The sequence below is a fragment of the Pseudomonas sp. 51_B genome, from assembly GCF_017491595.1.
GTDB lineage: Bacteria > Pseudomonadota > Gammaproteobacteria > Pseudomonadales > Pseudomonadaceae > Aquipseudomonas > Aquipseudomonas promysalinigenes.
In genome coordinates this window covers 1-24,224 of record NZ_JAFGYW010000001.1, presented here as the reverse complement: position 1 = coordinate 24,224, position 24,224 = coordinate 1, and the positions used below count along the sequence as shown (strand labels likewise).

Annotated in this window: 27 protein-coding genes; 14 read left to right on the top strand and 13 right to left on the bottom strand. The window is 61.8% G+C overall.

Annotated elements, in window-relative coordinates:
• Positions 1-40: 40 nt before the first annotated feature.
• Positions 41-421 (bottom strand): Mor transcription activator family protein, encoded by a 381-nt coding sequence (locus J5M56_RS00135; protein ID WP_207868920.1) that lies wholly within the window; start codon positions 419-421, stop codon positions 41-43.
• Positions 422-653: 232 nt separating this feature from the next.
• Positions 654-1,112, bottom strand: coding sequence for a hypothetical protein (locus J5M56_RS00130; protein ID WP_207868918.1), 459 nt, complete (start codon positions 1,110-1,112; stop codon positions 654-656).
• Positions 1,113-1,259: 147 nt separating this feature from the next.
• Here J5M56_RS00130 and J5M56_RS00125 point away from each other — a divergent pair, with 147 nt between their 5' ends.
• A complete protein-coding gene (locus tag J5M56_RS00125; RefSeq protein WP_060476561.1) occupies positions 1,260-1,448 on the top strand; it encodes a hypothetical protein in 189 nt (62 codons plus the stop codon).
• Positions 1,449-1,461: 13 nt separating this feature from the next.
• On the opposite strand, the gene J5M56_RS00120 is transcribed toward J5M56_RS00125, so the two are convergent.
• A complete protein-coding gene (locus J5M56_RS00120; protein WP_060476560.1) occupies positions 1,462-1,836 on the bottom strand; it encodes a hypothetical protein in 375 nt (124 codons plus the stop codon).
• A gap of 198 nt (positions 1,837-2,034) precedes the next feature.
• On the opposite strand from J5M56_RS00120, the gene J5M56_RS00115 reads away from it, so the two are divergent.
• Complete coding sequence (locus J5M56_RS00115; protein WP_207868916.1) at positions 2,035-4,347, top strand: acylase; 2,313 nt, start codon at positions 2,035-2,037, stop codon at positions 4,345-4,347.
• Positions 4,348-4,407: 60 nt separating this feature from the next.
• Here J5M56_RS00115 and J5M56_RS00110 read toward each other — a convergent pair whose 3' ends face one another.
• Together J5M56_RS00110 and J5M56_RS00105 are read right to left on the bottom strand one after the other, a co-directional pair.
• On the bottom strand, positions 4,408-5,130 hold the full coding sequence (locus J5M56_RS00110; protein ID WP_207868914.1) for a UDP-2,3-diacylglucosamine diphosphatase: 723 nt from the start codon (positions 5,128-5,130) through the stop codon (positions 4,408-4,410).
• Complete coding sequence (locus J5M56_RS00105; RefSeq protein WP_207868912.1) at positions 5,127-5,627, bottom strand: peptidylprolyl isomerase; 501 nt, start codon at positions 5,625-5,627, stop codon at positions 5,127-5,129. Before J5M56_RS00105 ends, J5M56_RS00110 begins: the two co-directional genes overlap by 4 nt.
• 244 nt (positions 5,628-5,871) lie before the next feature.
• Between J5M56_RS00105 and J5M56_RS00100 the strand changes: the two genes are divergently transcribed.
• Both J5M56_RS00100 and cysS read left to right on the top strand, forming a co-directional pair.
• Complete coding sequence (locus tag J5M56_RS00100) at positions 5,872-7,575, top strand: glutamine--tRNA ligase/YqeY domain fusion protein (RefSeq protein ID WP_186477090.1); 1,704 nt, start codon at positions 5,872-5,874, stop codon at positions 7,573-7,575.
• Between the two features lie 9 nt (positions 7,576-7,584).
• Entirely contained in the window at positions 7,585-8,967 is a 1,383-nt protein-coding gene (cysS, locus tag J5M56_RS00095) for a cysteine--tRNA ligase (protein WP_060476555.1), read from the top strand.
• 33 nt (positions 8,968-9,000) lie between these two features.
• On the opposite strand, the gene J5M56_RS00090 is transcribed toward cysS, so the two are convergent.
• The 5 genes from J5M56_RS00090 to J5M56_RS00070 all read right to left on the bottom strand — a co-directional run bounded on the left by J5M56_RS00090 (position 9,001) and on the right by J5M56_RS00070 (position 13,244).
• Positions 9,001-10,392, bottom strand: a complete 1,392-nt coding sequence (locus J5M56_RS00090) for a HAMP domain-containing sensor histidine kinase (RefSeq protein ID WP_207868910.1) — start codon at positions 10,390-10,392, stop codon at positions 9,001-9,003.
• The gene (locus J5M56_RS00085) at positions 10,370-11,050 is read right to left on the bottom strand and encodes a response regulator transcription factor (protein ID WP_060476553.1); all 681 of its coding nucleotides are present in this window, start codon (positions 11,048-11,050) and stop codon (positions 10,370-10,372) included. The genes J5M56_RS00090 and J5M56_RS00085 overlap by 23 nt, the downstream gene beginning before the upstream one ends.
• Positions 11,051-11,196: 146 nt before the next feature.
• Positions 11,197-12,216, bottom strand: a complete 1,020-nt coding sequence (locus tag J5M56_RS00080; RefSeq protein WP_207868908.1) for a branched-chain amino acid aminotransferase — start codon at positions 12,214-12,216, stop codon at positions 11,197-11,199.
• A 294-nt stretch (positions 12,217-12,510) separates the two neighbouring features.
• Positions 12,511-12,870, bottom strand: a complete 360-nt coding sequence (locus J5M56_RS00075; RefSeq protein ID WP_207868906.1) for a hypothetical protein — start codon at positions 12,868-12,870, stop codon at positions 12,511-12,513.
• Positions 12,867-13,244 (bottom strand): glyoxalase superfamily protein, encoded by a 378-nt coding sequence (locus tag J5M56_RS00070; protein WP_060476550.1) that lies wholly within the window; start codon positions 13,242-13,244, stop codon positions 12,867-12,869. The genes J5M56_RS00075 and J5M56_RS00070 overlap by 4 nt, the downstream gene beginning before the upstream one ends.
• A 271-nt stretch (positions 13,245-13,515) precedes the next feature.
• Here J5M56_RS00070 and J5M56_RS00065 point away from each other — a divergent pair, with 271 nt between their 5' ends.
• Genes J5M56_RS00065 through ureG form a run of 8 tightly spaced genes read left to right on the top strand, consistent with a single transcriptional unit; the run spans position 13,516 to position 19,078 of the window.
• Positions 13,516-14,349, top strand: a complete 834-nt coding sequence (locus J5M56_RS00065; protein WP_207868904.1) for an urease accessory protein UreD — start codon at positions 13,516-13,518, stop codon at positions 14,347-14,349.
• Between the two features lie 9 nt (positions 14,350-14,358).
• Positions 14,359-14,661, top strand: a complete 303-nt coding sequence (locus J5M56_RS00060) for an urease subunit gamma (RefSeq protein WP_060476548.1) — start codon at positions 14,359-14,361, stop codon at positions 14,659-14,661.
• A 19-nt stretch (positions 14,662-14,680) separates the two neighbouring features.
• Positions 14,681-14,998: an urease subunit beta gene (locus J5M56_RS00055; protein ID WP_060476547.1), complete on the top strand. Its 318-nt coding sequence runs from the start codon at positions 14,681-14,683 to the stop codon at positions 14,996-14,998.
• The gene (ureC, locus tag J5M56_RS00050) at positions 14,995-16,698 is read left to right on the top strand and encodes an urease subunit alpha (protein WP_060476546.1); all 1,704 of its coding nucleotides are present in this window, start codon (positions 14,995-14,997) and stop codon (positions 16,696-16,698) included. The genes J5M56_RS00055 and ureC overlap by 4 nt, the downstream gene beginning before the upstream one ends.
• Positions 16,699-16,708: 10 nt before the next feature.
• Positions 16,709-17,200 (top strand): urease accessory protein UreE, encoded by a 492-nt coding sequence (gene ureE, locus J5M56_RS00045; RefSeq protein WP_060476545.1) that lies wholly within the window; start codon positions 16,709-16,711, stop codon positions 17,198-17,200.
• A gap of 23 nt (positions 17,201-17,223) precedes the next feature.
• The gene (locus tag J5M56_RS00040; RefSeq protein ID WP_186477096.1) at positions 17,224-17,769 is read left to right on the top strand and encodes a HupE/UreJ family protein; all 546 of its coding nucleotides are present in this window, start codon (positions 17,224-17,226) and stop codon (positions 17,767-17,769) included.
• Positions 17,769-18,443, top strand: a complete 675-nt coding sequence (locus J5M56_RS00035) for an urease accessory UreF family protein (RefSeq protein ID WP_207868902.1) — start codon at positions 17,769-17,771, stop codon at positions 18,441-18,443. Before J5M56_RS00040 ends, J5M56_RS00035 begins: the two co-directional genes overlap by 1 nt.
• A gap of 11 nt (positions 18,444-18,454) precedes the next feature.
• A complete protein-coding gene (gene ureG / locus J5M56_RS00030; RefSeq protein ID WP_027916761.1) occupies positions 18,455-19,078 on the top strand; it encodes an urease accessory protein UreG in 624 nt (207 codons plus the stop codon).
• A gap of 116 nt (positions 19,079-19,194) precedes the next feature.
• On the opposite strand, the gene J5M56_RS00025 is transcribed toward ureG, so the two are convergent.
• The 3 genes from J5M56_RS00025 to J5M56_RS00015 form a co-directional block, all read right to left on the bottom strand.
• Positions 19,195-19,854, bottom strand: coding sequence for an HAD-IA family hydrolase (locus tag J5M56_RS00025; RefSeq protein WP_060476542.1), 660 nt, complete (start codon positions 19,852-19,854; stop codon positions 19,195-19,197).
• A gap of 291 nt (positions 19,855-20,145) precedes the next feature.
• Positions 20,146-21,729, bottom strand: a complete 1,584-nt coding sequence (locus J5M56_RS00020; RefSeq protein WP_207868900.1) for a rhodanese-related sulfurtransferase — start codon at positions 21,727-21,729, stop codon at positions 20,146-20,148.
• Positions 21,726-22,334 (bottom strand): cysteine dioxygenase, encoded by a 609-nt coding sequence (locus J5M56_RS00015; RefSeq protein ID WP_207868898.1) that lies wholly within the window; start codon positions 22,332-22,334, stop codon positions 21,726-21,728. The genes J5M56_RS00020 and J5M56_RS00015 overlap by 4 nt, the downstream gene beginning before the upstream one ends.
• Before the next feature lie 296 nt (positions 22,335-22,630).
• On the opposite strand from J5M56_RS00015, the gene J5M56_RS00010 reads away from it, so the two are divergent.
• On the top strand, positions 22,631-23,584 hold the full coding sequence (locus J5M56_RS00010) for an ABC transporter substrate-binding protein (protein WP_186477101.1): 954 nt from the start codon (positions 22,631-22,633) through the stop codon (positions 23,582-23,584).
• A gap of 12 nt (positions 23,585-23,596) precedes the next feature.
• Positions 23,597-24,224, top strand: a 628-nt coding sequence (locus J5M56_RS00005) for an LLM class flavin-dependent oxidoreductase (protein ID WP_207868896.1), incomplete at its 3' end; no start/stop codon positions are given.

Genomic DNA, 24,224 nt, shown 5'->3' with positions numbered 1-24,224 from the left:
GGGTTGAGGACACGGCCGCTGTGGGCGGCCGAGCGGGCCGTCAGCGGACGCATTGCTCCTGGCGACGGATGTTGCCGATCTGGCGAAGGCTCAAGCCGTATTTATTGGCCAGCAAGCTGCGGGACAAACCGTTGGCACTTTCTTTCTGGATTTGCAGGTTGCGCAGTTGGCGCAGGAAGTGATCAGCCTTGGGGATTTCCAGGGCGACCCCTGCGAAGCGTTTGATCAGGGCGTCGAGGGCATCGGCCGGCAGCACGTCGGCAAGCTTGGTGCGTTCTCGATGTTTGGGTATGTACTTGGGCCTTCCGCCGTAGGCGCAAGTCAGCAAGTAAGCGTTTTCAATGCCGATGCATTCGATCAGGGCCTGCAACGAATGCGGTAACTGGCCGATGTCGATGGATGTGAGATCTGGCAGTTCCATAAGAGACTTCCTCGCGGTGGATGGGGCGCGATGCCTGTCGTTGGCATGGGGGAATTCTCGGTGAGCGACGAAGTGGGTCGCTAGGCGCCATGTGGGCTGGCAGTTGTAGCTTCGGTGAGTAAGGCTCGCAGGCAACGGTGTCGCGCAATGTAGGACGATGCCCTAGCGATGCCCTGCAGCCCCCATTTCACGGTGGGTTGTGTTTCCAGCATGCAGACGGTTGCCCGTACCCTTAATCGCATGGATAGCTCTTTAGCAAGGTGGCGCTGCCAAGGTAGGCATGGGGTTCGCTGGCGTTGCTTTGGGGCAATGTGCGCCAGTCGATAACCAGGCATAAGCTGTTCAAAGGCCGGCCATCGAGCAGGCCGATCACGCTGTCGGGAAAGCTTCGCCGATAACGCGCCAGGGTATTGCCAAGGGCTTCGACCTGATCCGCCCGCGCCAGCGTCTGCCTAGCCAGGCCTGGCAGCAGTGGGTGAGGCACCGTGAAGTAGGCATGCCCGGAGGTGGCCTGCAGGTGCCCAGCAGCACGGGTTCGTTGCCATAGCTGTTGCCATTGGCTATTGCCGGCCTGTGCCGCCAACTGGCTGCCCAGCTTGTGCAATTGTTCGGGCGGGGCTTGTTGCGTCTCCAGGGCATGGATGGCAAGTGACGGGGTGAGTAGCATGATCAACAGCGGTAGATGGCGCATAGTCCCTCCAGCATGGGGTGTGAGACCCAATGCTTTCAGGGCTCGATGATCGCGCTAAGCAGGAAATACACCGCTTCAAGCCATCACCGTTGTATCATTGCGCTCGCTCGTTGCGAGCCAATTACCCTGATGTTGAAGGAATCTTCGATGACACACGTGCAGCGCCTTAAATACTCGCTTCTGATCATACTGGTGGTGCTGGGCCTGATGCTGGGCCTGTCGCACCTGCAGAAGCAAGGCACGATCAGTGAACAGACCTTCCAGATGCTGGCCATCGCCATTGCCGTGGTTGTGGTGGTGGTAAACGGCATTCTGCGGCGCAAGGTCAAACCCTGACGCCAGCTTAGGATCAGCGCGGTAAGGCCTGCTCGAGCACGGCGCGCGCTTCGGGTTCGAGGCTATAGCATTTGTCGCTGCCAAGGCTGATCACGCCTTCGGCGCAGAGCCGTTTGAGCACTTCTCGTACGCTCAGGAACGACAGTGGTATGTCCAGTTGTTCCAATTGCGCGTGTACTCCCCGCACCCCGATACTTCGCCCACTGCGCTGTGCACTGTACAGCGCGTCGATCACCTTCAGGCGAATCAGGCTGGTACGCAGGCCGTAGCTGCGCAGCAGTTCGCGAATCTGCTCGTTGCCGGTTCGCTCGTCCACGCAGGCCGCCGCTGCACTTACCGGCTTGCCTGGACTACCCCCGGTGTGCGCTGTGAGTCGCGGGTTGTACATGTGAATACTCCTTTTCGTGGACTTTCCCGAAATTTCGGTGGCTCACTGATAGGACGAATGAGCGCGGCAAATCTGCAGTCTGTGGCTGATAAAAATCTGCCCTGCGTTGATGAAGACGGCTCGCGCAGACTGAGCGCGTAAATTTTCATCGCGCCATTCGTCTGACCAGGGATAACCCCCTGAATCCGAGGAGTGCCTGTGTTGCCAATATCGCGTCCATTGACCTGTGCCAGCCTGGCCGCTGCCCTGGTCGCCTTTAGTGCCGCAGGACAGGCGCGGGAGGCGGGCAGCGATGACGCTGCGCAAATCCGCCGCACCAGTTTTGGCATCCCCCACATCGTCGCCAAGGACGAGCGTGGTCTGGGCTATGGCATTGGTTATGCCTATGCCGAGGACAACCTGTGCCTGCTGGCCAACGAAGTGCTCACGGTCAATGGCCAGCGCTCGCGCTACTTTGGCGCCGAGGGCGTCACGCTTGAACAACGCGCAAACCTTGCCAGCGACCTGTTCTTCACCTGGCTGAACAAGCCGGCGGCGGTAGATGGCTTCCTGCAGGCTCAGCCTGGCGCAGTACGTGAGTTGCTCCAGGGCTACGCCAACGGGTTCAACCGCGCGCTGGCCGAGCGTCGTCACCAAGGCCTGCCAGCGGAATGCGGCGATGGCCAGTGGGTACGGCCGATCAGCAGTGAAGACCTGATCAAACTGACGCGCCGGCTGCTGGCAGAAGGCGGGCTGGGCCAGTTCGCCGAAGCGCTGGCGGGGGCACAACCGCCCAAGCAGGCCGCGCAGCAGGCCGCACTGGGCTTCGACGTGGCAATGGCCCAGCAGCAGCGCTTTGCCTTCGAGCGCGGCAGCAACGCGGTAGCGGTGGGCGCTGAGCGCTCAGCCAACGGCCGAGGCCTGCTATTGGCCAACCCGCATTTCCCGTGGGTAGGAGGCATGCGTTTCTACCAGATGCAACTGACCATTCCCGGCAAACTGGACGTGATGGGCGCTGCGCTGCCTGGCCTGCCAGTGGTCAACATCGGCTTCAATCGTCACTTGGCTTGGACCCATACGGTGGACACCTCCAAGCACTTCACCCTGTACCGCCTGCAACTGGACCCCAAAGACCCGACTCACTACCTGCAGGACGGCAAATCGGTGCCGATGGCGCAGGAAACCATCAGCGTCACGGTCAAAGCCGCCGATGGCACCCTCCACCAGGTTGACCGCCAGGTCTACAGCTCGAATTTCGGGCCGATCGTGCAATGGCCAGGCCGGTTGGACTGGGATACTCAAGCGGCCTTCAGCCTGCGCGATGCCAACCTGGACAACACGCGTGTGCTGCAGCAGTGGTACGGCATCAACCGCGCCGACAGCCTGGGTGAGCTGAGAGGATCGATCGAAAAGTTGCAAGGTATTCCATGGGTCAACACCTTGGCCGTCGATGCCCAAGGCACCGCGCTTTACCTCAACCAGTCCGTGGTGCCCTATGTCGATCAGCAACTGCTCAGCGAATGCGGCGATCCGGCAGGGCAAGGGCCGCTGGTAGTACTGGATGGCGCTCGCAGTGCTTGTCGGTGGAAGGTCGATGCCCAGGCCGCGCAGCCTGGCATCTTTCCGGCAGCGATGCTGCCCAGCCTGGAGCGCAGTGATTATGTGCAGAACTCCAATGACCCGGCCTGGATGACCAACCCGGCTCAGCCACTGATGGGCTTTTCGCCGTTGATCAGTCGTAGCGATCAGCCGCTGGGTATGCGCGGGCGTTTCGCTCTGCAACGTTTGCAAGGCAACACCAAGCTCAGTGTCGATGACCTGCAGCGCATGGTGCTGGATGACCAGGTGTACCTGGCCGATCTGGTCCTGCCCGACCTGCTGCAGTGGTGCAAAGGGGAAGGGCAAGACGTGCAGGGCGTGTGCTCGAGCCTTGCTGACTGGAATGGCAAGGCGGACCTGGACAGTGGCGTGGGCCTGATGCACTTCCAGAACTTGTTCGAGGCGTTGGCCAGCGATCCGCAAAGCTGGCGTGTGCCTTTCGACCCGGCAGACCCGCAACACACGCCGCGTGGCCTGGCGGTCGAGCAGGCATCGGTGCGCAAGCTGTTGCACGATGCGGCTCTGGCTTCGATGCAGCAGGTGGCTAAGGCCGGTGTGGCGCCGGGGCGGCGTTGGGGGCAAATTCAACAAGCTGCCGATGGCACGCCGGTGCCAGGTGGGCCGCAACAGCTGGGGGTCTATAACGCAATGTTCAGTGTGCCCAATGGGCCAGGCAAACGTCTGGTGGTCAGCGGCACCAGCTATTTGCAACTGGTGAGTTTCACCGAGCGGGGGCCGCAGGCGCGTGGGCTACTGGCGTTTTCGCAGTCCAGCGAAGCGGGCTCGGCGCACTTCAGCGACCAGACCAAGGCGTTCGCCGCCAAGCAACTGGCACCGCTGCCGTTCACCGAGGCGCAGATCAAGGCGGACCCAGGGTACCGTCAGTATGCAATCAGCGAGCGAGACAAGGATGCTGTGGCTAGCCAGCCTTAAGGCCCTGGCCGACACTGCCCCCGTCGCGGGTCAACCGGCGACGGGGGCAGAGTCGGCAGGTCAGGAAAACTCGAATGGCTCCAGAGCAAAGCCCTGGGCATCGACCTGCAGAACCCAGCCCCGGCGATCCCAGTCCCCCAACACGATGCGCCGTGCCGGTTCACCTTCGACTAACAACTGGTGAATCGCCGGCCGGTGAGTGTGGCCATGCACCAGCGTGCGCACCCCGTGGGCTGCCATCACTTTCGGCACTTCGTCCGGCGTCACGTCGACGATGTCGGTAGCCTTCGTGCGCACCTGTGCCCGGCTTTCGTTGCGCAGTTTGCGTGCCAGCTTCTGGCGAGTGGCCAGCGGCAGGTGCCGCAGAACCCAAAGGCTTAACGGGTTGCGTAAGTAACGGCGCATCTTCATGTAGCCGACGTCCCGCGTGCACAGGGTGTCGCCATGCATCAGCAACACCTGCTCACCGCCCAGCTCGATCACGCTCGGGTCAGCCAGCAGTGTGCAGCCGGCAGCGCTGCAGAACGCCTGGCCAATCAGGAAGTCGCGGTTGCCATGCATCAAGTAGATCGCCGTGCCGCTGTCGCTGAGTTGGCGCAGGGCCTGGCAGATCGACTGCTGGAACGGGGTCATGGCATCGTCACCGATCCACGCTTCGAAAAAGTCGCCGAGGATGTACAACGCTTTGGCGTGACGGGCGCGCCCGTCGAGCAGATCAAGAAACGCCCGGGTAATATCCGGGCGTTCTTCTTGCAAGTGCAGATCGGAGATCAGCAGGATCACTCAATGATCTCGGCTTTCTCGATGATCACGTCATCCTTGGGCACGTCCTGGTGGCCAGCCTTGGAACCGGTGGCGACTTTTTCGATGGCATCGACAACTTCACGGCCTTCGGTCACTTCACCGAACACGGCGTAACCCCAGCCTTGCACATTCTTGCCGCTGTGGTTGAGGAAGTCGTTGTCGGAGGCATTGATGAAGAACTGCGCGGAGGCGGAGTGCGGCTCCATGGTACGGGCCATGGCAATGCTGTACTTGGTGTTCTTCAGGCCGTTGTCAGCTTCGTTCTGAATGCTGGGACGGGTTTGCTTCTGTTTCATGCTGGCTTCGAAGCCGCCGCCCTGAATCATGAAGCCCTTGATCACACGGTGGAAAACGGTGCCGTCGTAGTGGCCGTCCTTGACATACTGAACGAAGTTTGCGGTGGTCTGCGGCGCTTTTTCGGCGTTCAGTTGCAGAACGATGTCGCCGTGGTTGGTGGTCAGTTTGACTTTGGACATGCTGGAATTCGCTCTTTGAAGGCATACAGGAAAATAGGCTGCGCTGGGCGCGTGGTAGTGACCAGACGAAGCATCGGCCAAGCGCGACACATGTGCATGGCCCGCAGCGGTCATTTTGCACGGCTGGCGATAAATCGCGCCAGTTTGTCGGTGCCCGGCTGTCAGCAGCTTGACTGCTTCGGCTATGATAGGCCCTTTGATTCAATCGGCCTACCCAGGCCGGACACGTGCATTCAAGGATCCTATGAGCAAGCCCACTGCCGACAACGCGCCCAACGCCGCTACCAAAGGCGCCCCCGCTGTCCCTGCGAACTTCCTGCGGCCAATCATTCAGGCCGACCTGGACTCGGGCAAGCACAGCACCATTGTCACCCGTTTCCCGCCGGAGCCTAATGGTTACCTGCACATTGGTCATGCCAAGTCGATTTGCGTCAACTTCGGCCTGGCCAAGGAGTTTGGCGGCGTGTGCCACCTGCGCTTCGACGATACCAACCCGGCCAAGGAAGACCAGGAATACATCGACGCCATCCAGCGCGACGTCAAGTGGCTGGGCTTCGACTGGGCAGGCGAGGTGCGCTTTGCCTCCGACTACTTCGACCAGCTGCATGACTGGGCCGTTGAACTGATCAAGCGTGGCAAGGCCTATGTCTGCGACCTGACCCCTGATCAGGCCAAGCAATACCGCGGCAGCCTGACCGAACCTGGCAAGAACAGCCCGTTCCGCGAGCGCAGCGTCGAAGAAAACCTCGACCTCTTCGCACGCATGAAGGCTGGCGAATTCAAGGACGGTGAGCGCGTGCTGCGTGCCAAGATCGACATGGCTTCGCCGAACATGAACCTGCGCGACCCGATCCTGTATCGCATTCGCCACGCTCACCATCACCAGACCGGTGACAAGTGGTGCATCTACCCCAACTACGACTTCACCCACGGGCAGTCGGACGCCATCGAAGGCATCACCCACTCGATCTGCACCCTCGAGTTCGAAGGCCACCGCCCGCTGTACGACTGGTTCCTCGACAACCTGCCGGTACCGGCGCACCCGCGTCAGTACGAGTTCAGCCGCCTGAACCTGAACTACACCATCACCTCCAAGCGCAAGCTCAAGCAGTTGGTCGACGAAAAGCACGTCACCGCCTGGGATGACCCGCGCATGTCGACGCTGTCGGGCTTCCGCCGTCGGGGTTACACCCCGGCATCGATCCGTGCATTCTGCGAAATGATCGGCACCAACCGTTCCGACGGCGTGGTCGACATGTCGATGCTCGAATTCTGCATCCGGGACGATCTGGACCGTACTGCCCCGCGTGCCATGTGCGTGCTGCGCCCGCTGAAAGTGGTCATCACCAACTATCCGCAAGGCCAGGTCGAGCAGCTCGAACTGCCGCGCCACCCGAAAGAAGACATGGGTGTGCGGGTGTTGCCGTTCGCCCGTGAGTTGTACATCGACCGCGACGATTTCATGGAAGAGCCGCCCAAGGGCTACAAGCGCCTGGAGCCGGGCGGGGAGGTACGCCTTCGCGGCAGCTATGTGATCCGTGCCGACGAGGCGATCAAGGATGCCGAAGGCAACATCGTCGAGCTGCACTGCTCGTACGACCCCGACACCCTGGGCAAAAACCCTGAAGGCCGCAAGGTCAAGGGCGTTATTCACTGGGTGCCTGCCCAAGACAGCATCGAGTGCGAAGTGCGTCTGTACGACCGCCTGTTCCGCTCCGCCAACCCGGAAAAAACCGAAGAAGGCGGCAGCTTCCTCGACAACATCAACCCCGACTCGCTGCAGGTGCTCACCGGTTGCCGCGCCGAGCCGTCGCTGGCTCAGGCGCAGCCTGAGGACCGCTTCCAGTTCGAGCGCGAAGGCTACTTCTGCGTCGACCTCAAAGACAGCCAGCCGGGGCGCCCGGTATTCAATCGCACCGTCACCCTGCGTGACTCCTGGGGGAGTTGAGGAACCGCCGTGCTTACCATCTACAACACCCTGAGCAAGACCAAGGAAGCCTTCAAGCCGCTCGACGGCAACAAGGTGCGCATGTATGTATGCGGCATGACCGTGTACGACTATTGCCACCTTGGCCATGGCCGCAGCATGGTGGCATTCGACCTGGTCACCCGCTGGTTGCGCAAGAGCGGCTACGAGCTGACTTACGTACGTAACATCACCGACATCGATGACAAGATCATCAACCGCGCCAATGAAAACGGCGAGGCGTTCGACGCCTTGACCGCGCGCATGATCGACGCGATGCATGAGGACGAGCGCCGGCTGAACATCCTCAAGCCGGACCTGGAGCCACGTGCCACCGACCATATCGCCGGCATGCACGCGATGATCCAGACCCTGATCGACAAGGGCTATGCCTACGCCCCTGGGAATGGCGACGTCTACTACCGTGTCGGCAAGTTCGTCGGTTACGGCAAGCTGTCGCGCAAAAAGGTCGAAGACCTGCGCATTGGCGCTCGCATCGAGGTCGATGAGGCCAAGCAGGACCCACTGGACTTCGTTCTCTGGAAAGGCGTCAAGCCAGGCGAGCCGTACTGGGACTCGCCGTGGGGGCCTGGCCGTCCGGGCTGGCACATCGAATGCTCGGTGATGTCGACCTGCTGCCTGGGCGAGAGCTTCGATATCCACGGTGGCGGCAGCGACCTCGAGTTCCCGCACCATGAAAACGAGATCGCTCAAAGTGAGGCTGCCACTGGCAAGCAGTACGCCAACGCCTGGATGCACTGCGGCATGATCCGCATCAACGGCGAGAAGATGTCCAAGTCGTTGAACAACTTCTTCACCATCCGCGATGTGCTCGCCAAGTATCACCCGGAGGTGGTGCGCTATCTATTGGTGGCCAGCCACTACCGCAGCGCGATCAACTACTCCGAAGACAGCCTGCGCGATGCCAAGGGCGCCCTGGAGCGTTTCTACCACGCCCTGCGTGGCCTGCCGCGGGTAGCCGCCAAGGGTGGCGAAGCCTTCGTCGAGCGCTTCAGCGTGGCGATGAACGACGACTTCGGTACCCCTGAAGCTTGCGCTGTGCTGTTCGACCTGGTGCGCGAGATCAATCGCTTGCGTGACAGCGATGTCGATGCCGCAGCGGGGCTGGCCGGTCGCCTGCGTGAACTGGGTGATGTGCTGGGTGTGCTGCAGCTAGAAGCCGATGACTTCCTGCGTGCCGGTGCCGAGGGCAAGGTCGATGCAGCTGAGGTCGAAGCGTTGATCCAGGCGCGTCTGCAGGCGCGTGCGGACAAGAACTGGGCAGAGTCCGACCGGATCCGTGACCAGATCACCGCCATGGGTGTGGTCCTGGAAGACAGCAAGGGCGCAACGACCTGGCGCCTGGCGGACTGACCGATGTGAAGGGGCCGCAAAGCGGCCCCGAATTTATTTGCTCGCGCCGGCCAGCGGGCAGTGCAATACCAGCTTTGCCCCGCCCAGCTCACTCTCGCCAATCTCCAGCCCGAACCCGTGCAAGTCGACGATCGCCGCAACGATCGACAGCCCCAGGCCGAAACCTGCGTGGCGGTGGCCTTCCTCACTGCGATAAAAGCGCTTGAGTACCGCAGCCCGTTCCTCTTCAGGGATACCGGGGCCGCTGTCTTCGATGGCAATGTGCACGCCTGTATCATCCTGGTGAGCGGTGATGGCAACCCGGCCGCCTTCAGGTGTGAACTTGATGCCGTTACCCACCAGATTGGCCAAGGCCTCGAACAACAGCTCGCGGTCGCCATGCAGTGCCGGCAACTGCGCAGGCTGCTCAAGGTTCAGGCGGATCCCGCCATCTTCGGCCAAGGGCAGATAGAAATCATGCAGCTCCACCAGCAGCTCGTGAGGGTCCAGCTGAACGAAACCCGCACGGCGCTGGCGGTCTTCCAGTTCGCTGATGCGCAGCAATCCACGGAACCGCGCCATCAATGTGTCGGTTTCGCCGATCGCCTGGTCCAGTGCCTCGGCCTGGGGCGAGTCGTGTTCGCTGTGCTGGCGAATGCGATAGAGCTGGGCGCGCAGGCGGGTGAGGGGCGTGCGCAAATCATGGGCGATATTGTCGCAGACGCCTTTGACTTCATGCATCAGCCGCTCGATACGGTCGAGCATGGCATTGACGATGGCGGCGAGCATGTCCAGCTCATCGCGGCGTGCAGACAGCGGTAAGCGATGGGTGAGGTCACCTGCGACGATCAGCTCGGCCTGGGCCTGGATGGCGCGGATACGTTTGAGCGGTCGGCGGCGCAGCAGATACCAGCCGGCAAAGCCTGGAATCAGCGTCAGTGAGATACCCCATAGCAGGGCATCGAGAATGATCCGCGTGACCACGAACAACGAGCCATTGTCGCGAAACAGCACCAGCCAGCGGCCATCTTGCACTTTGATCGCCACGGCATCGCAACTGTCGCGCGGCACATGGGGGTCGTCAGCATCGAGGCAGCGCTTGAGTTCGTGCACTTTACCGTCCAGCCCAAGTTCAGGAGGTATGGTGCGAATCCGCCCGCCCACAGGGTTGAGTTGGGCATCGAACAAACCATAGGCATCGAAGCTGCGCTCTTCGAACGCTTGGCTTGCCACCAGAGCGTCGTCCAGTTGCTTGCCGCTCATGTGCGCGAACAGGTGCTGGCGCTGCAGCATGGAATGGCGGGTGAGTTTGTTCAGGTAGCTGGACACTTCGAAGTACAGCACCCCCATGAGGATGCAGCTCCAGGCCACGAACAGGAAGCTGTAAAGCGCCAGCAGGCGGCTCGTCGAGGAGCTCCAGCCCTTAGACGGGTTCAGCAATGGCATAACCCGAGCCCCGTACCGTACGGATCAGCGGCGATTGGCCGGGGGAGTCGATCTTCTTGCGAAGGCGGCCGATATGGACGTCGATCAGGTTGGTACCTGGGTCGAAGTGGTAGCCCCAGACCTCCTCGAAAATCATCATTCGGGTGATCACCTGGCCGCTGTGGCGCATCAGGTATTCCAGCAATTTGTATTCGGTAGGCAGCAGGTTCAGGGTTTGCTCGCCACGGCGCGCCTCGTGGCTGATCAGGTCCAGTTGCAGGTCTGCCACTTGCAGGCGGGTCTGGGTCATCGGCACGCTGTTGCGTCGTAGCAGTACCTCGACCCGCGCCGCCATTTCATCGGAGGCAAATGGTTTGGTCAGATAGTCGTCACCCCCTGCACGCAGGCCGCGAACCCGCTCGTCGACGTCGGACAGGGCACTGATCATCAGAATCGGGGTGGCGATCTTCAGGTTGCGCAGGGTGGTGACGATCGTCAGGCCATCAACCTCGGGCAGCATGCGGTCGACGGTGATCAGGTCGTAACCGCCGGCGATAGCCTTGGCCAAGCCCTCGCGGCCGTTATCGGCCCAATCCACTTCCAGGCCGTGGCTTGAGAGTTCGGCGACGATTTCCTGGCCGGTGACGGCGTCGTCTTCGATGGTCAATACGCGTGGCATGCTCGTTCCTGGGCGTCTAGTTGGAGACTCGATTGTGCCAAAGAATAGCCAAACGGCGATTTAAGAAAAATTCATCTACGCCGGCTTAAACCAAACGGGGCATGCCAGTGTCTGGCATGCCCCGTCGGTCAGCATGGCGCAGCGTATCAGGCGACCTTGACGATCCAGCCCGCCGGCGCTTCGACATCGCCGCTCTGGATACCGGTCAGCTCGTTGTAAAGCTTCTGGGTAACCGGGCCGACCTTCTCCAGGTCGTGGAACACGTGGAGCTTGCCGTTGTACTCGATGCCGCCGATGGGGGTGATCACTGCGGCAGTGCCGCAAGCGCCGGCTTCGATGAAGCGGTCGAGCTTGTTGATTTCGACGTCGCCTTCGATCACGGTCAGGCCCAGGCGCGATTGCGCAAGTTCCATAAGCGACAGGCGGGTGATACCCGGCAGCACCGAGGCCGACTTAGGCGTGACGAACTCGTTGTTGGCCGTGATACCGAAGAAGTTGGCCGAACCGACTTCTTCGATCTTGGTGTGGGTCAGAGGGTCGAGGTAGATGGCGTCAGCGAAGTTGGCTTTCTTGGCTTCAGCGCCCGGTTGCAGGCTGGCAGCATAGTTGCCGCCGACCTTGGCTGCGCCCGTGCCTTGAGGGGCGGCACGGTCGAAGCTGGAAATCTGGAAGTTGTGTGGCTTCATGCCGCCCTTGAAGTAAGAACCCACAGGGATGGCGAACACCGAGAAGATGAACTCGGGGGCGGTGCGCACGCCGATGTTGTCGCCGGTGCCAATGACGAACGGGCGCAGGTAAAGGGCGCCTTTGCCATGGGGAGGGACAAACTTCTCGTTGGCCTTGACCACTTGTTTGCAGGCCTCGATGAACACATCGGTCGGGACCTGAGGCATCAGCAGGCGCGCACAGCTGCGCTGCATGCGGGCGGCATTCTGGTCTGGGCGGAACAGGTTGATCGAGCCATCTTTGCAACGATAGGCTTTCAGGCCTTCGAAGCACTGCTGGCCATAGTGCAGGGCGGTGGAGCCTTCACTGATGTGCAGCATGTTGTCTTCGGTCAGGGTGCCTTTGTCCCACTCACCATTGCGCCATACGGACAGGAAGCGCTTGTCGGTCTTGATGTAGTCGAAACCCAGCTTGTCCCAGTTAATGCTTTCGTTACTCATGACACCCTCGATTGTCTTGCAAGTGCCCGATCGCTCGGGCTGCTGTTATATGCGCACCACGCCACGATAATACATCCGTCGCGGATCGGGAACGGTCAGTCACGAATTGGCACTGATCTGCAAGCGCTCACTGGTTGGCTGGCCTCTTCGAGGCTAAAGCCGCTCTTGGAAGAACTGCTTAAGCCCTGAGGTGCCCGTGCTCCCAGATCGGGCTGAGTAAACAAAAGCAGACTCAATCTCTCGTTGAGCAAGCGGGTTCGCCCGCGAGGAGGCCAGCCCAGCCTCAACTAGACGTCAGCCTTGCTGTAGGCGCCGTTTCCAGTCACCTGCATGGCTGGCGATGCAGGCCTGCTCACTGTCGAAGCGCACATGCCAAGCCAAGTGGTCCAGGTGCACACCGGCTTCTTGAAGCGCCTGGCCTGTCAGCGCAAGCATCCGCGCCTTGGCTTCACCCGCTAGCGCCGCTGCTTTGTCGGCCTCGTACTCGAACACCCAAGTGACGCGAAGGCTTGCTGGAATATCGTTTGGATCGAGCCGATGGGTCAGCCAGCTGAACCCGACGATCTCGGCCTTGGCCGTTTCGCAGGCATCAGTCAGACAGGCGACCAGTTCGCGCTCCAGGCGCGCCAGATCGCGCTTGCTCATGGCTCTCATTGGGCGGCCTGCTCATCGATCTGCTGGCAAAAGCGCAACAGGTTGCCGAACGGGTCGCGCACCTGCATTTGCAGGCCCCAGTCCACGCGTTCGGCCTGAGGGCGGGCGTAACCGTACTGTTTGGCCAACAGCTCGCGCTCCAGTGCGCGCAGGTCTTGGGTACGGGCAAACACGGTGGCGCCTGGGCAGGCATCGCCGTGGTGTTCGCTCAAGTGAAGGATCAGGCCATCGCGGTGAATCTGCGCATAGAGCGGCAAATCTGGGCTGAAGCGGTGTTCCCAGTCGAGCTCAAAGCCCAGGAAGTCGAGGTAGAACTCCTTGGCTTTGTCGACAGAAAAAATCCTCAAGACCGGGATGGCGGGGGATAGGGACATAGCGGTACCAGGGTCGATGGGAGTGACGTGACTCTAGCGCAGCACTGAAACAGGGCCAAGAGGCGCCCCGGTAATGGGCGCACATCACAGCTGTGCCCCATGCCAGAGCCATAGCCTGCAAGCTTTCATCTTCGTTCACCTGCGGAGTTGGCCCGCAACCTGCTATATCCCACCCACGAAATTTGATCGAGTGGTCAGTCCGTGTGCTCCCAAGGGCCGGCGCATGATCCTCAAAAAGGCCGCAAGGCCACAGAAATCAAGGGGCCGCAGGATGTCGCTCGCGGAGCATATCGAACCACTGGAAACAGACGCCGGCTGGAGCGCGTACCTGCACTTGCGCTTTGTCGAGGGTGAGGGCATGACCCGCCTTGGTGCGCGTCGGCATTTCGGCCCACTTTTGGTGCAGCGCCCATTCTATCCGGAGGGTGCTCCTTGTCATGTTTACGTGCTGCATCCACCTGGCGGCATCGTCGCAGGTGATCGGCTGGAACTGGACATACACCTCGAACCGGGTAGCCACGCGCTGCTCACCATGCCCGGTGCCAGCAAGTTCTACCGCAGTATCGGCCCCACCGCGCGCCTGGCTCAGCATTTTCACCTGCAGGCAGGCAGCACCCTGGAATGGCTGCCCCAGGACAGCATCTTTTTCAACGGCGCCCGCGCCAGCCTGGATAACCGTTTTACCCTTGAACCCGGTGCCAAACTGCTGGCATGGGAGACCTTGTGCCTGGGGCGCCCGGTGATGAACGAGCGCTTCGAACAGGGCGCCATCGACAGCCGCTTGTGCATAGAGCTGCCAGGCGACCCGGGGCTGCACGAGCGTCTACGCATCGCAGGCGGGCAACTGGCCAAAGTCGCGGACCATCCGCTGGTCGCTACCTTTTGCGCCTATCCCGCGACACCGCTCGTACTGGAGCAGGTGCGCGCGCAACTGGACGCACTTGATATCCCCGCCGGCGCGACCTTGCTCGGCTCGCTGCTGGTGATTCGCTTGCTCGACCACGACAACCAACATCTGCAACAGACCCTGCAGCGCCTGTGGTACGTGCTGCGCCCGGCCGTTCTGGGCCTGGCCGCGTGCCCGCCGCGCATCTGGGCCACTTGAGAGAGCGCCATGGAGCTGACCCCGAGAGAGAAAGACAAACTGCTGCTGTTCACCGCCGCATTGCTGGCCGAGCGGCGCCTGGCCCGTGGCCTCAAGCTCAATTACCCCGAGGCTGTGGCGCTGATCAGTGCAGCGGTGCTCGAAGGCGCCCGCGATGGCCGCACGGTGGCCGAGCTGATGAGCCTTGGCCGCGAAGTGCTCGGCCGTGATCAGGTCATGCAAGGGGTGGCCGAAATGCTGCACGACGTGCAGGTCGAAGCAACATTCCCCGACGGCACCAAGCTTGTGACCGTACACGACCCTATCGTCTGACCTGAAGCAGGAGCCCAGCATGATTCCAGGTGAAATTCAGGTCGCCGATGGCGACATCGAACTCAACGTCGGCCGTGAAACCGTTCGCGTGAGTGTGGCCAATCATGGCGACCGGCCGGTGCAGGTCGGTTCCCACTACCACTTCTATGAAGTCAACGAAGCACTGGTGTTCGAACGCGATCCCAGCCGTGGCATGCGCCTGGATATCCCGGCAGGCACCGCGGTGCGTTTCGAGCCGGGCCAGTCGCGCACCGTGCAGCTGGTGGCCTACGCCGGCAAGCGTGAGGTGTATGGCTTTCAGGGCAAAATCAATGGCCCACTGGAGGGCAAGGCATGAGTCGTATTTCGCGTAGGGCCTATGCCGATATGTTCGGCCCCACCGTGGGCGATCGCGTACGCCTGGCCGACACCGAGCTGTGGGTGGAGGTCGAGCAGGACTTCACCATCTATGGCGAAGAGGTCAAGTTCGGTGGTGGCAAGGTGATCCGCGACGGTATGGGCCAAGGCCAGATGCTCGCCGCCCACGCCATGGATCTGGTGCTGACCAATGCCCTGATCATCGACCACTGGGGCATCGTCAAGGCCGATATTGGCGTCAAGCACGGGCGCATCGCAGCCATAGGCAAGGCCGGCAACCCGGATGTGCAGCCGGGCGTGACCGTGCCGGTCGGCCCGGGTACCGAAGTGATCGCCGCCGAAGGCAAGATCGTCACCGCAGGCGGGATCGATTCGCATATCCATTTCATCTGCCCGCAGCAGGTGGAGGAGGCGTTGACCAGTGGCATCACCACGTTCATCGGCGGTGGCACCGGCCCTGCTACTGGCACCAATGCCACCACTTGTACGCCAGGGCCCTGGTACTTGGCCCGCATGCTCCAAGCCGCCGACTGCCTGCCGATCAATATCGGCCTGCTGGGTAAGGGCAATGCGTCGCGCCCTGAAGCGCTGCGCGAACAGATCGCCGCGGGTGCGGTGGGCCTGAAGCTGCACGAAGACTGGGGCTCGACCCCGGCTGCCATCGATTGCTGCCTGGGGGTGGCCGAAGAGATGGACATCCAGGTCGCCATCCATACCGATACCCTCAACGAGTCCGGCTGCATCGAGGATACCTTGGCGGCCATTGGCGACCGCACCATCCATACCTTCCACACCGAAGGTGCCGGTGGCGGACATGCCCCTGACATCATTCGCGCGGCGGGGCAGGCCAATGTGTTGCCGTCCTCGACCAACCCGACCCTGCCATACACCATCAATACGGTCGACGAGCACCTGGACATGCTGATGGTCTGCCACCACCTGGACCCGAGCATTGCCGAGGACGTGGCATTTGCCGAGTCGCGCATCCGCCGCGAGACCATCGCCGCCGAAGACATCCTCCACGACATGGGCGCCTTTGCCATGACCTCATCCGACTCCCAGGCAATGGGCCGGGTGGGCGAAGTGGTGCTGCGCACCTGGCAGGTGGCCCATCAGATGAAGCTGCGCCGTGGCCCGCTGGCACCGGACACCGCCTACAGCGATAACTTCCGGGTCAAACGCTATATCGCTAAGTACACCATCAACCCGGCGTTGACCCATGGCATCGCCCATGAAGTCGGCTCGGTGGAAGTCGGCAAGCTGGCCGACCTGGTGCTGTGGGCGCCGGCTTTCTTTGCGGTCAAGCCTGCCTTGGTGATCAAGGGCGGGATGATCGCCACTGCGCCCATGGGCGACATCAACGGCTCGATCCCGACGCCGCAGCCTGTGCACTACCGGCCGATGTTCGGCGCCATGGGGGCGGCGCGACATGCCACGCGCATGACCTTCCTGCCCCAGGCCGCCATGGACCGTGGTTTGCACCAGGAGCTTGGGCTGCAGAGCCTGATTGGCGTAGCGCACGGTTGCCGCCAAGTGCGCAAGGCCGACATGGTCCACAACACCCTGCAACCGCTGATCGAAGTCGATTCGCAGACGTACCAGGTTCGTGCCGACGGCCAGTTGCTGGTCTGCGAGCCGGCCAGCGAACTGCCGCTGGCCCAGCGATATTTTCTGTTCTGAAGGAGTGAAGATGATTGTTCTGACCCGCCGAATCGAGGCATCCGACAATGTCACTGCAAGCGTCACCTTGGATGTCGACAGCCGCATCAAGAGCCGCTTACGGGTAACCCTCGACGATGGCCGTGAAGCTGGCTTGATGCTCGAACGTGGCCACCTGCTGCGTGGCGGCGAGTTGCTCACCGATGATGCCGCAAGCCAAGTGGTGCGTGTGCTGGCGGCACCAGAAGCGGTATCGACAGTGCGTTGCGCCGACCCCCACCTGCTGGCGCGCGCGGCTTATCACCTTGGCAACCGCCATGTTCCCCTGCAGATCGAACCGGGCTTGCTGCGTTATCAGCACGACCATGTGCTCGACGACATGCTGCGGGGCCTGGGCCTGACGGTACAAGCCGAGCAGGCTCCCTTCGAGCCTGAAGCCGGCGCTTACCAGAGTGCGCCGCACGGCCACAGCCACAGCCATGGCAACGACCACCCCTTCGTGCGCCTGCCTGCCCATTCCTGAAACGTTCCCCGTAGGAGTCCACCATGAAAAAGATTTTCGCCCTTGCACTGTTGATGGTCGCGTTGCCGGCTTTCGCTCACCCCGGCCACGATGGCAACCCGTTGCATGATGGTCTGCTGCACCCGCTGACCGGGCTCGACCACCTGCTGATGCTGCTTGGCACAGGCGTGCTCGCCGCACTGACCCGGCGCAACCTGACCCTGCCGTTGGCCACCCTGGCGTCGATGTTCGCCGGTGCGGTGTGCGGCCACCTGTTCGGCGACGTGCTGGGGATGGAAACCATGATTGCCGTCTCGGTGCTGGTTGCCGCCGCCGCAGTCCTGCTGCCAAGCCGCCAATTGGTGTTGGCCTTGGCCATGCCGGTGTTCGCCCTGTTCCACGGCTGGGCCCATGGCGTTGAAGCTACCCCGAGCGCATTCTGGATGTTCAGCGCAGGCTTCGTCACCGTCAGCGGCCTGCTGTTGCTGGCCGGTTTCGCGGTAGGTTGCCTGCTGCGTCGCCACAGCGGCCTGCAGAAAGCCTTCGGCGGCGGCATGTTGGCCGGTGCTGCTCTGGTGCTCGCTGGGTGATGAACAGCGACCTGGCACTGCTGCGTTTGCTGCAGTTGGCCAGCCCGGGCCTGCCGGTGGGTGGTTTCACCTACTCACAGGGCTTGGAGTGGGCCGTCGAGGCTGGCTGGGTGCGTGACACCGCCAGCTTCTGCGCCTGGCAGCGCGAACAGATCCACGACACCCTGGCCTGCCTTGACTGGCCTGTGCTGGCGCGCCTGTACCACGCCTGCGAGGCCGGCGATTCACAAGGGTTCACTCGCTGGAGCCAATTCTTGCTGGCCAACCGCGAAACGGCCGAATTGCGCCTGGAAGAACAGCAGCGCGGCGCGGCCCTGGCGCGGATGCTCGATGGTTGGCAGCTAGGTCAGGAGCCTGCCTGGCGCAGCAGCCTGGAACTCAGCCAGCTCGGCGCCATGGCATGGCTCGCCGCGCACTGGCAGATACCCCTTCGTCAACTCGCCCTTGGCCATGCTTTCGCCTGGCTGGAAGGGGCGGTGATGGCCGGGGTCAAGCTGGTGCCGTTCGGCCAGCAGGCAGCGCAGACTCTTCTGCGGGATCTGGGCGCCGAACTGCCGTGCGTGCTGGACCGGGCCCTGACGCTGGCGGATGACCAGCTAGGCGGGGGTCTGCCGCTGTTGGCGATCGCTTCATCACGTCACGAAACTCAATACACCCGTTTATTCCGTTCCTGAGGACTGCCTCCATGCAAAGCTATCAGCAACCCCTGCGCGTCGGTGTCGGCGGCCCGGTCGGCTCTGGCAAGACCGCACTGCTCGAATGCCTGTGCAAGGCCATGCGTGACCACTACCAGATCGCCGTTGTCACCAACGATATCTACACCAAGGAAGACCAGCGTATTCTCACCGAAGCCGGCGCGCTTGAGCCTGAGCGGATTGTCGGCGTAGAAACCGGCGGCTGCCCGCACACCGCCATCCGTGAAGATGCTTCGATGAACCTTGCGGCGGTAGAAGCACTGGCGCGCAAGTTCGGCAACCTTGAGGTGATTTTCGTCGAGAGTGGCGGCGATAACCTCAGCGCCACTTTCAGCCCGGAACTGGCCGATCTGACCATTTACGTCATCGACGTGGCCGAGGGTGAAAAGATCCCGCGTAAAGGCGGCCCCGGCATCACCAAGTCGGATTTTTTGGTGATCAACAAGACTGACCTGGCGCCTTACGTGGGTGCCTCGCTGGAAGTGATGGAGCGTGACACCCAGCGCATGCGGCCCCAGCGGCCCTGGACCTTCAGCAACCTGAAGAAGGGTGAGGGTTTGCAGGCGGTGATCGACTTCATCGTCGAGCGTGGAATGCTCGGCGTCAGAGGCTGAACAGCGGTCAATGGGTGGGCTTGGCTAAAACGCTGCTGCCAGTGAGATCGAGCGCCGCCTGTGCGGCGCCCGGTTGCCGCCTCGATGAAAGACACAAGGCGACCTCATTGCTAGGTTCAACCGTGCAGGGTTTCGATCAACGCCCAGAGCGCTGGATCATCGAAATCCTTCACAACCAGTTTTGCTCCAGCCGCAAGCAGGCGCTCTGGCGTCTGCGTGGTGGCAACCCCAACGGTGAATATTCCGGCGCCGCTTGCCGCAGCGACCCCCGGCAACGAGTCCTCGAATGCCAACGCTTCACTCGCCAGCGCCTCTAGGCGCAACAGGCCGGTCAGGTACGGCAGCGGATCAGGCTTTGGCCGCGCCAGCTCCTCCGCTACCAATACGTGCTCGAAACGAGCTGCCAACCCCATGGCGTTGAGCATGTGCTCGGCATTGAGCCGCGGCGCATTGGTGACCACGCACATGCCGATGTCCCAGGCGCGGGCATGGTCCATCAGGCGCAGCAGGCCGGGCAGGGGGTGCAGTTCAGTGGACAGTTCGCGGAACAGCGCCTCCTTGCGCTCGGCAAGCGCCTGGCGCTCGCTTGTGCTCGCCAGTGGAAACAATTCAGCGAACAATGCGCCATTAGCGCGCCCACTGACCTGGGCGTCAAATTGCTCCTGGGTCAGTTCGCGGCCGTCATAGGCGTTGAGTAATTGGCGAAATGCCTGCAAATGCAGGGTATCGGTGTCGGTCAAGGTTCCATCGAGATCGAACAGCAGGGCAGTCAGCATCAGGTATCCAAGTCAAAGAAAACAAACACGCAGGATTGAAAACATCCAGGTGGCTGTAGGCATTTGCGCTCTCAAGCCCCAATTGAGCAACAACACAACGGGGCGTCGGATGGGATCTGCAAATCTGAATGGTCGATGATAGCTCGACCCCACCACTAGTACCCGATTGATCTCGACACGCTTGCCTGCGACGCTACGTAGCGGATAGCGAACAGTACATTGTCTGATCCAATACGCCTCACATTACGAAAGGCTGCTATCGATCCACAGCGTACACTTGCCTGCTCCGCTTCAGAGCACCTTGAACCCGTGGGTGCCATCGCGCTCAAGTTGCGCAATCAAGCCGAATTCCCAGTCCAGGTAACCCTGCATCGCTTCGCGTGGATTGTCTGTGCCCTCGTAGGGGCGCCGATAGCGATCACTTCTTCGCACGGCAAGTTGGGATTCGCCAGTCTCCAGCGGCAGCCCGGCAGCGATCCACTGCGCAGTGCCGCCCTCAAGCAGGTAGACCGGAGTGCGTGTGAGTGCCTGCAGGTCTTGAGCGGCGAAGCGCGCCAGCAGGCTGCTGCCGCAGGTCAGCACGTAGCGACTGGCCTGAGGCAGCCGTTCCAAGGCCTCGGCCAGTTGTGCACGAATTGCCCAGTGGGCGCCTGGGATATGGCGTTTGACGTAGTTTGCACTGGTGGTGAAGTCCAGCAACACCGTGCCGTCTTGCTTGAGCCAGGTGGACAGTTGCTCGACACTGATCTCGTTGGCTGCGGGCAGTTCTGGCAGTGGCGGCTGCCATTCACCCGCGTTGTCGAAGTCAGCCGGCGACAATCCGTCGAGCACGGCGACCTGCCAGCCCATTTGTGCCAGCCACGAGGCGCTCATGTTAGCGCGGACACCGTCGTCGTCCACCAGCACGATCCGCGCCCCGCGCACGCTTGCCACGTGGTCGGTTTCCTGTACCAATTGACCACCCGGTACCGAACGGCTGCCAGGCAGGTGCCCGGCGCTATATTCCTCAGGCGTACGCACGTCGAACAGGTAAGTGGTGCGGCCGGCTTCGGTCTGCCATTGCGCGAGTCCGGCACGGTCCAGCCGCAGTACCCCGGCACGATCGGCCACTTGACGGGCCTGGCGCCCAGCATTGGCACGGGTGCCGGCGCCGACCTCAGTGAAGCGCCGCTGCTGGCCGTGGGCCAGTCGCTGACCGGCGAGTGTCCAGCCAATGGTCCCATTGCGCAGGGCCGCCACCGGGTTGGGTATGCCTGCGTTGACCAGTGACTGAGTGCCGATGATGCTGCGAGTACGGCCGGCACAATTGACCACTACCTGGGTGTTTGGATCTGGCGCCAACTCAGCCACCCGCAGCACCAGTTCGGCGCCTGGCACGCTGATGCCTCCCGGTATACTCATGGTCTGATATTCGTCAAAACGGCGGGCATCCAGCACTATTACGTCGGCTTTTTCATCCAGCAGCGCCTGGACCTGCTCGGCAGCCAGAGACGGCGTATGGCGCACGCTTTCCACCAGTTCGCCAAAAGCCTTGCTTGGCACGTTGACATCACGGAACAGCTCGCCACCGGCAGCGCGCCAGCCGGCCAGGCCGCCGTCGAGCACGGCCACGTCGCTATAGCCCAGCGCAAACAGGCGCCGTGCGGCCACCGTGGCGAGGCCTTCGCCATTGTCGTAGACGGTGATGGGGGTTGCTGCTCGCGGCACGCGGGCGAGTACCTCAAGTTCCAGTTTAGACAGGGGAATGTTGGCGGCGAAGAGCGGGTGGCCCTGGGCGAACGGATCTTCTTCGCGCACGTCGATCAGGGCCAATTCCTCCCGGGCCAGCAGGGCTCGACGGATGTCGCGATAGCGGCGGGTGGTGACAGTGCTCATCGGATAGGGTTCTCTTTAGATAGGTCCCAGATGTTGGGCAGGTGGGTATTGGAGTAGCCGGAAATGAACGGTTTTTCGCTGCCGTCCTCTGCGTAAACAGCGCGCTTGATCGCGCCGATATTGCCGCCGTAGACATGAATGCTGATCGACACCTGGTCGGCGAAGGCATTGCTGACCTGATGTATGTCACTGACGCCGGGCAACACTGCCTCAACCTGGCCAGGCAACAAGCGCACTGCCGGGCCGTGTGATGAGAGTGCGCCTCGACCGTCGCGCGCGAAACCTTGCGCCAGCTCCGCGCCGCGCAGCATCCCAATCAGGCCCCAGACCCGGTGGTCATGCACCGGCGTTTGCTGGCCGGGGCCCCAGACGAAGCTCACCACAGAGAAACGCTGACGCGAGTCGCAATGCAGAAGGTACTGCTGGTAGCGCTGTGGATCAGGCTGGGCGAGGTCGTTTGGCAGCCAGTCGTCGTGGGCGACCAGCTCGGCAAGTAACTGCTGACCGCGGGTAAGCAGGTCACTGTCGTCAGGGCGCTGGTCTAGCAGTGCGGCGAGGCGGTCGATGAAGTGTCGCAAGCGCTCCGGGCGCAATGTCTGGGTCATGGATCATGCTCAGGTTCTGGGTGTGAGTTAACCCTAGCAAACCAATCATATATTCTCAAAATGCAAAATGATCATAAGCTAATATGCATAAAATGCATTTACAGCGCTGGCATTCTGTTTTGAAATGTCATTAGCCCAAGGGCTGAGCTGAAACCTAATGTGCATTGCAGGCACTGCTTAACAAGGTTAGTGTTATAAAAATAACCTTATGAATTCCTTGTGGTTATATAAGGCTTTTGACGAGACCGCACGCGCGGATCGCCTCATCTTCCCCCGGTGGGTAATTGGAGACGAACGTGCGCTACATCAAACATTTGGCGGCCACATTGTTGGCCATAACATTCAGCGGTGCTGCCGCCGCCCAGACGCTGGTAGTGGGTGACCAAAGCTACAACGCCCGTGCAGTAATGGAAGCGGCCGGCGTACTCAGCGACCTGCCCTACACCCTGGAATGGAAGCAATTTACCGCCGGCTCGCCGGTGGCGGAGGCGCTCAATGTCGGCAGCCTCGACATCGGCCTGCTCGGCGATGCACCCCCGTTGTTCCTCGGTGCGCTCGGGGCGCCGATCAAGGTCATCGCGGTCAGTCACCAGAACCTTGCAGGTGTCGCTATTCTTGCGCGCAAAGATTCGTCGATCCAAAGCCTGCAGGACCTACGCGGCAAACGTGCAGCGATCTGGAAGGGCTCGTGGAGTCAGCAGTTGCTATTGAGTGCTCTGGACAAGGCTGGAGTGCCACGCGAGGCAGTTGAACTGCGCTACCTCAGCGCCCTTGATGCTTCTCATGCCTTGGACGGCGGCTCGGTAGATGTCATAGCCACCTGGGAGCCCTATGTCACCCAACAGGAGCGCCAGGGCGCCCGTGTGCTGGCTACCGCCGAGGGGGTGATCCCCGCGCAAAGCTTCGTGGTGGCCAACATCAAGGCCGTGGAGCAAAAGCGCGCGCAGATTGCCGATTTCCTGCAGCGCCTGAAGAAAGCCCGCCAATGGACCTTGAAAGACACGGCCAATACCGATGCCTACGCCGACGCATGGGCCCAGCGCACGCGAGCCGACCGCGACATCGCCCGAGTCTGGTTCGCCCGCGCGCGCACTGACCTGGCGCCGCTGAATCCGCAGGTAATCGTCGATGCACAGAAGACCATCGACTTCTTCGCCGGGCTTGGCCTGATCAAAGCCTACCCGGCGTCGAGCCTATTCGACACTTCCTTTGGCACGGCCTTGCAGACGCCTGTTGCCGGCAACCACTGAAAGGAGCCTCCAATGAGCAGACGCAAGATCAAACTTGGTGCCCTGACCATGGGTTGCGGTGGCCCTGGTCGGCACAACCTGTGGCTTGATCCCGAGTTGCCGGCCGATGCCAGCATCAATATCGATTGGTACATCGACATCGCCCGCCAGGCCGAGGCGGCGCTGTTCGATCTTATGTTCATCGTCGACAGCCAGTTCATCACCGCAAACTCGCCCTCGCACTACCTCAACCGTCTGGAGCCACTGACACTGCTTTCGGCGCTGGCGGTCAGCACTCGTCATCTCGGCTTGGTCGGTACCCTAACCACCTCCTACAACGCACCATTCAACGTTGCTCGCCGGCTGGCCTCGCTTGACCTGATCAGCAAAGGCCGCGCCGGCTGGAACGTGGTCACCAGCGGCGATGCTGGCACTGCGGGCAATTATGGGTTGGACGAGCACTACGACTACGATACCCGCTATGCCCGGGCCCAGGAACATGTCCAGGTGGTGCAAGGTCTCTGGAATTCGTACGAGGACGATGCCTTCCCTCGGGACCGCACTAGTGGCCGCTTCCTAGACCCGGCCAAGTTGCACGCCCTCAATCACAGGGGCGAGTACTTTTCGGTGGTCGGGCCGCTGAACATACAACGTTCGCCGC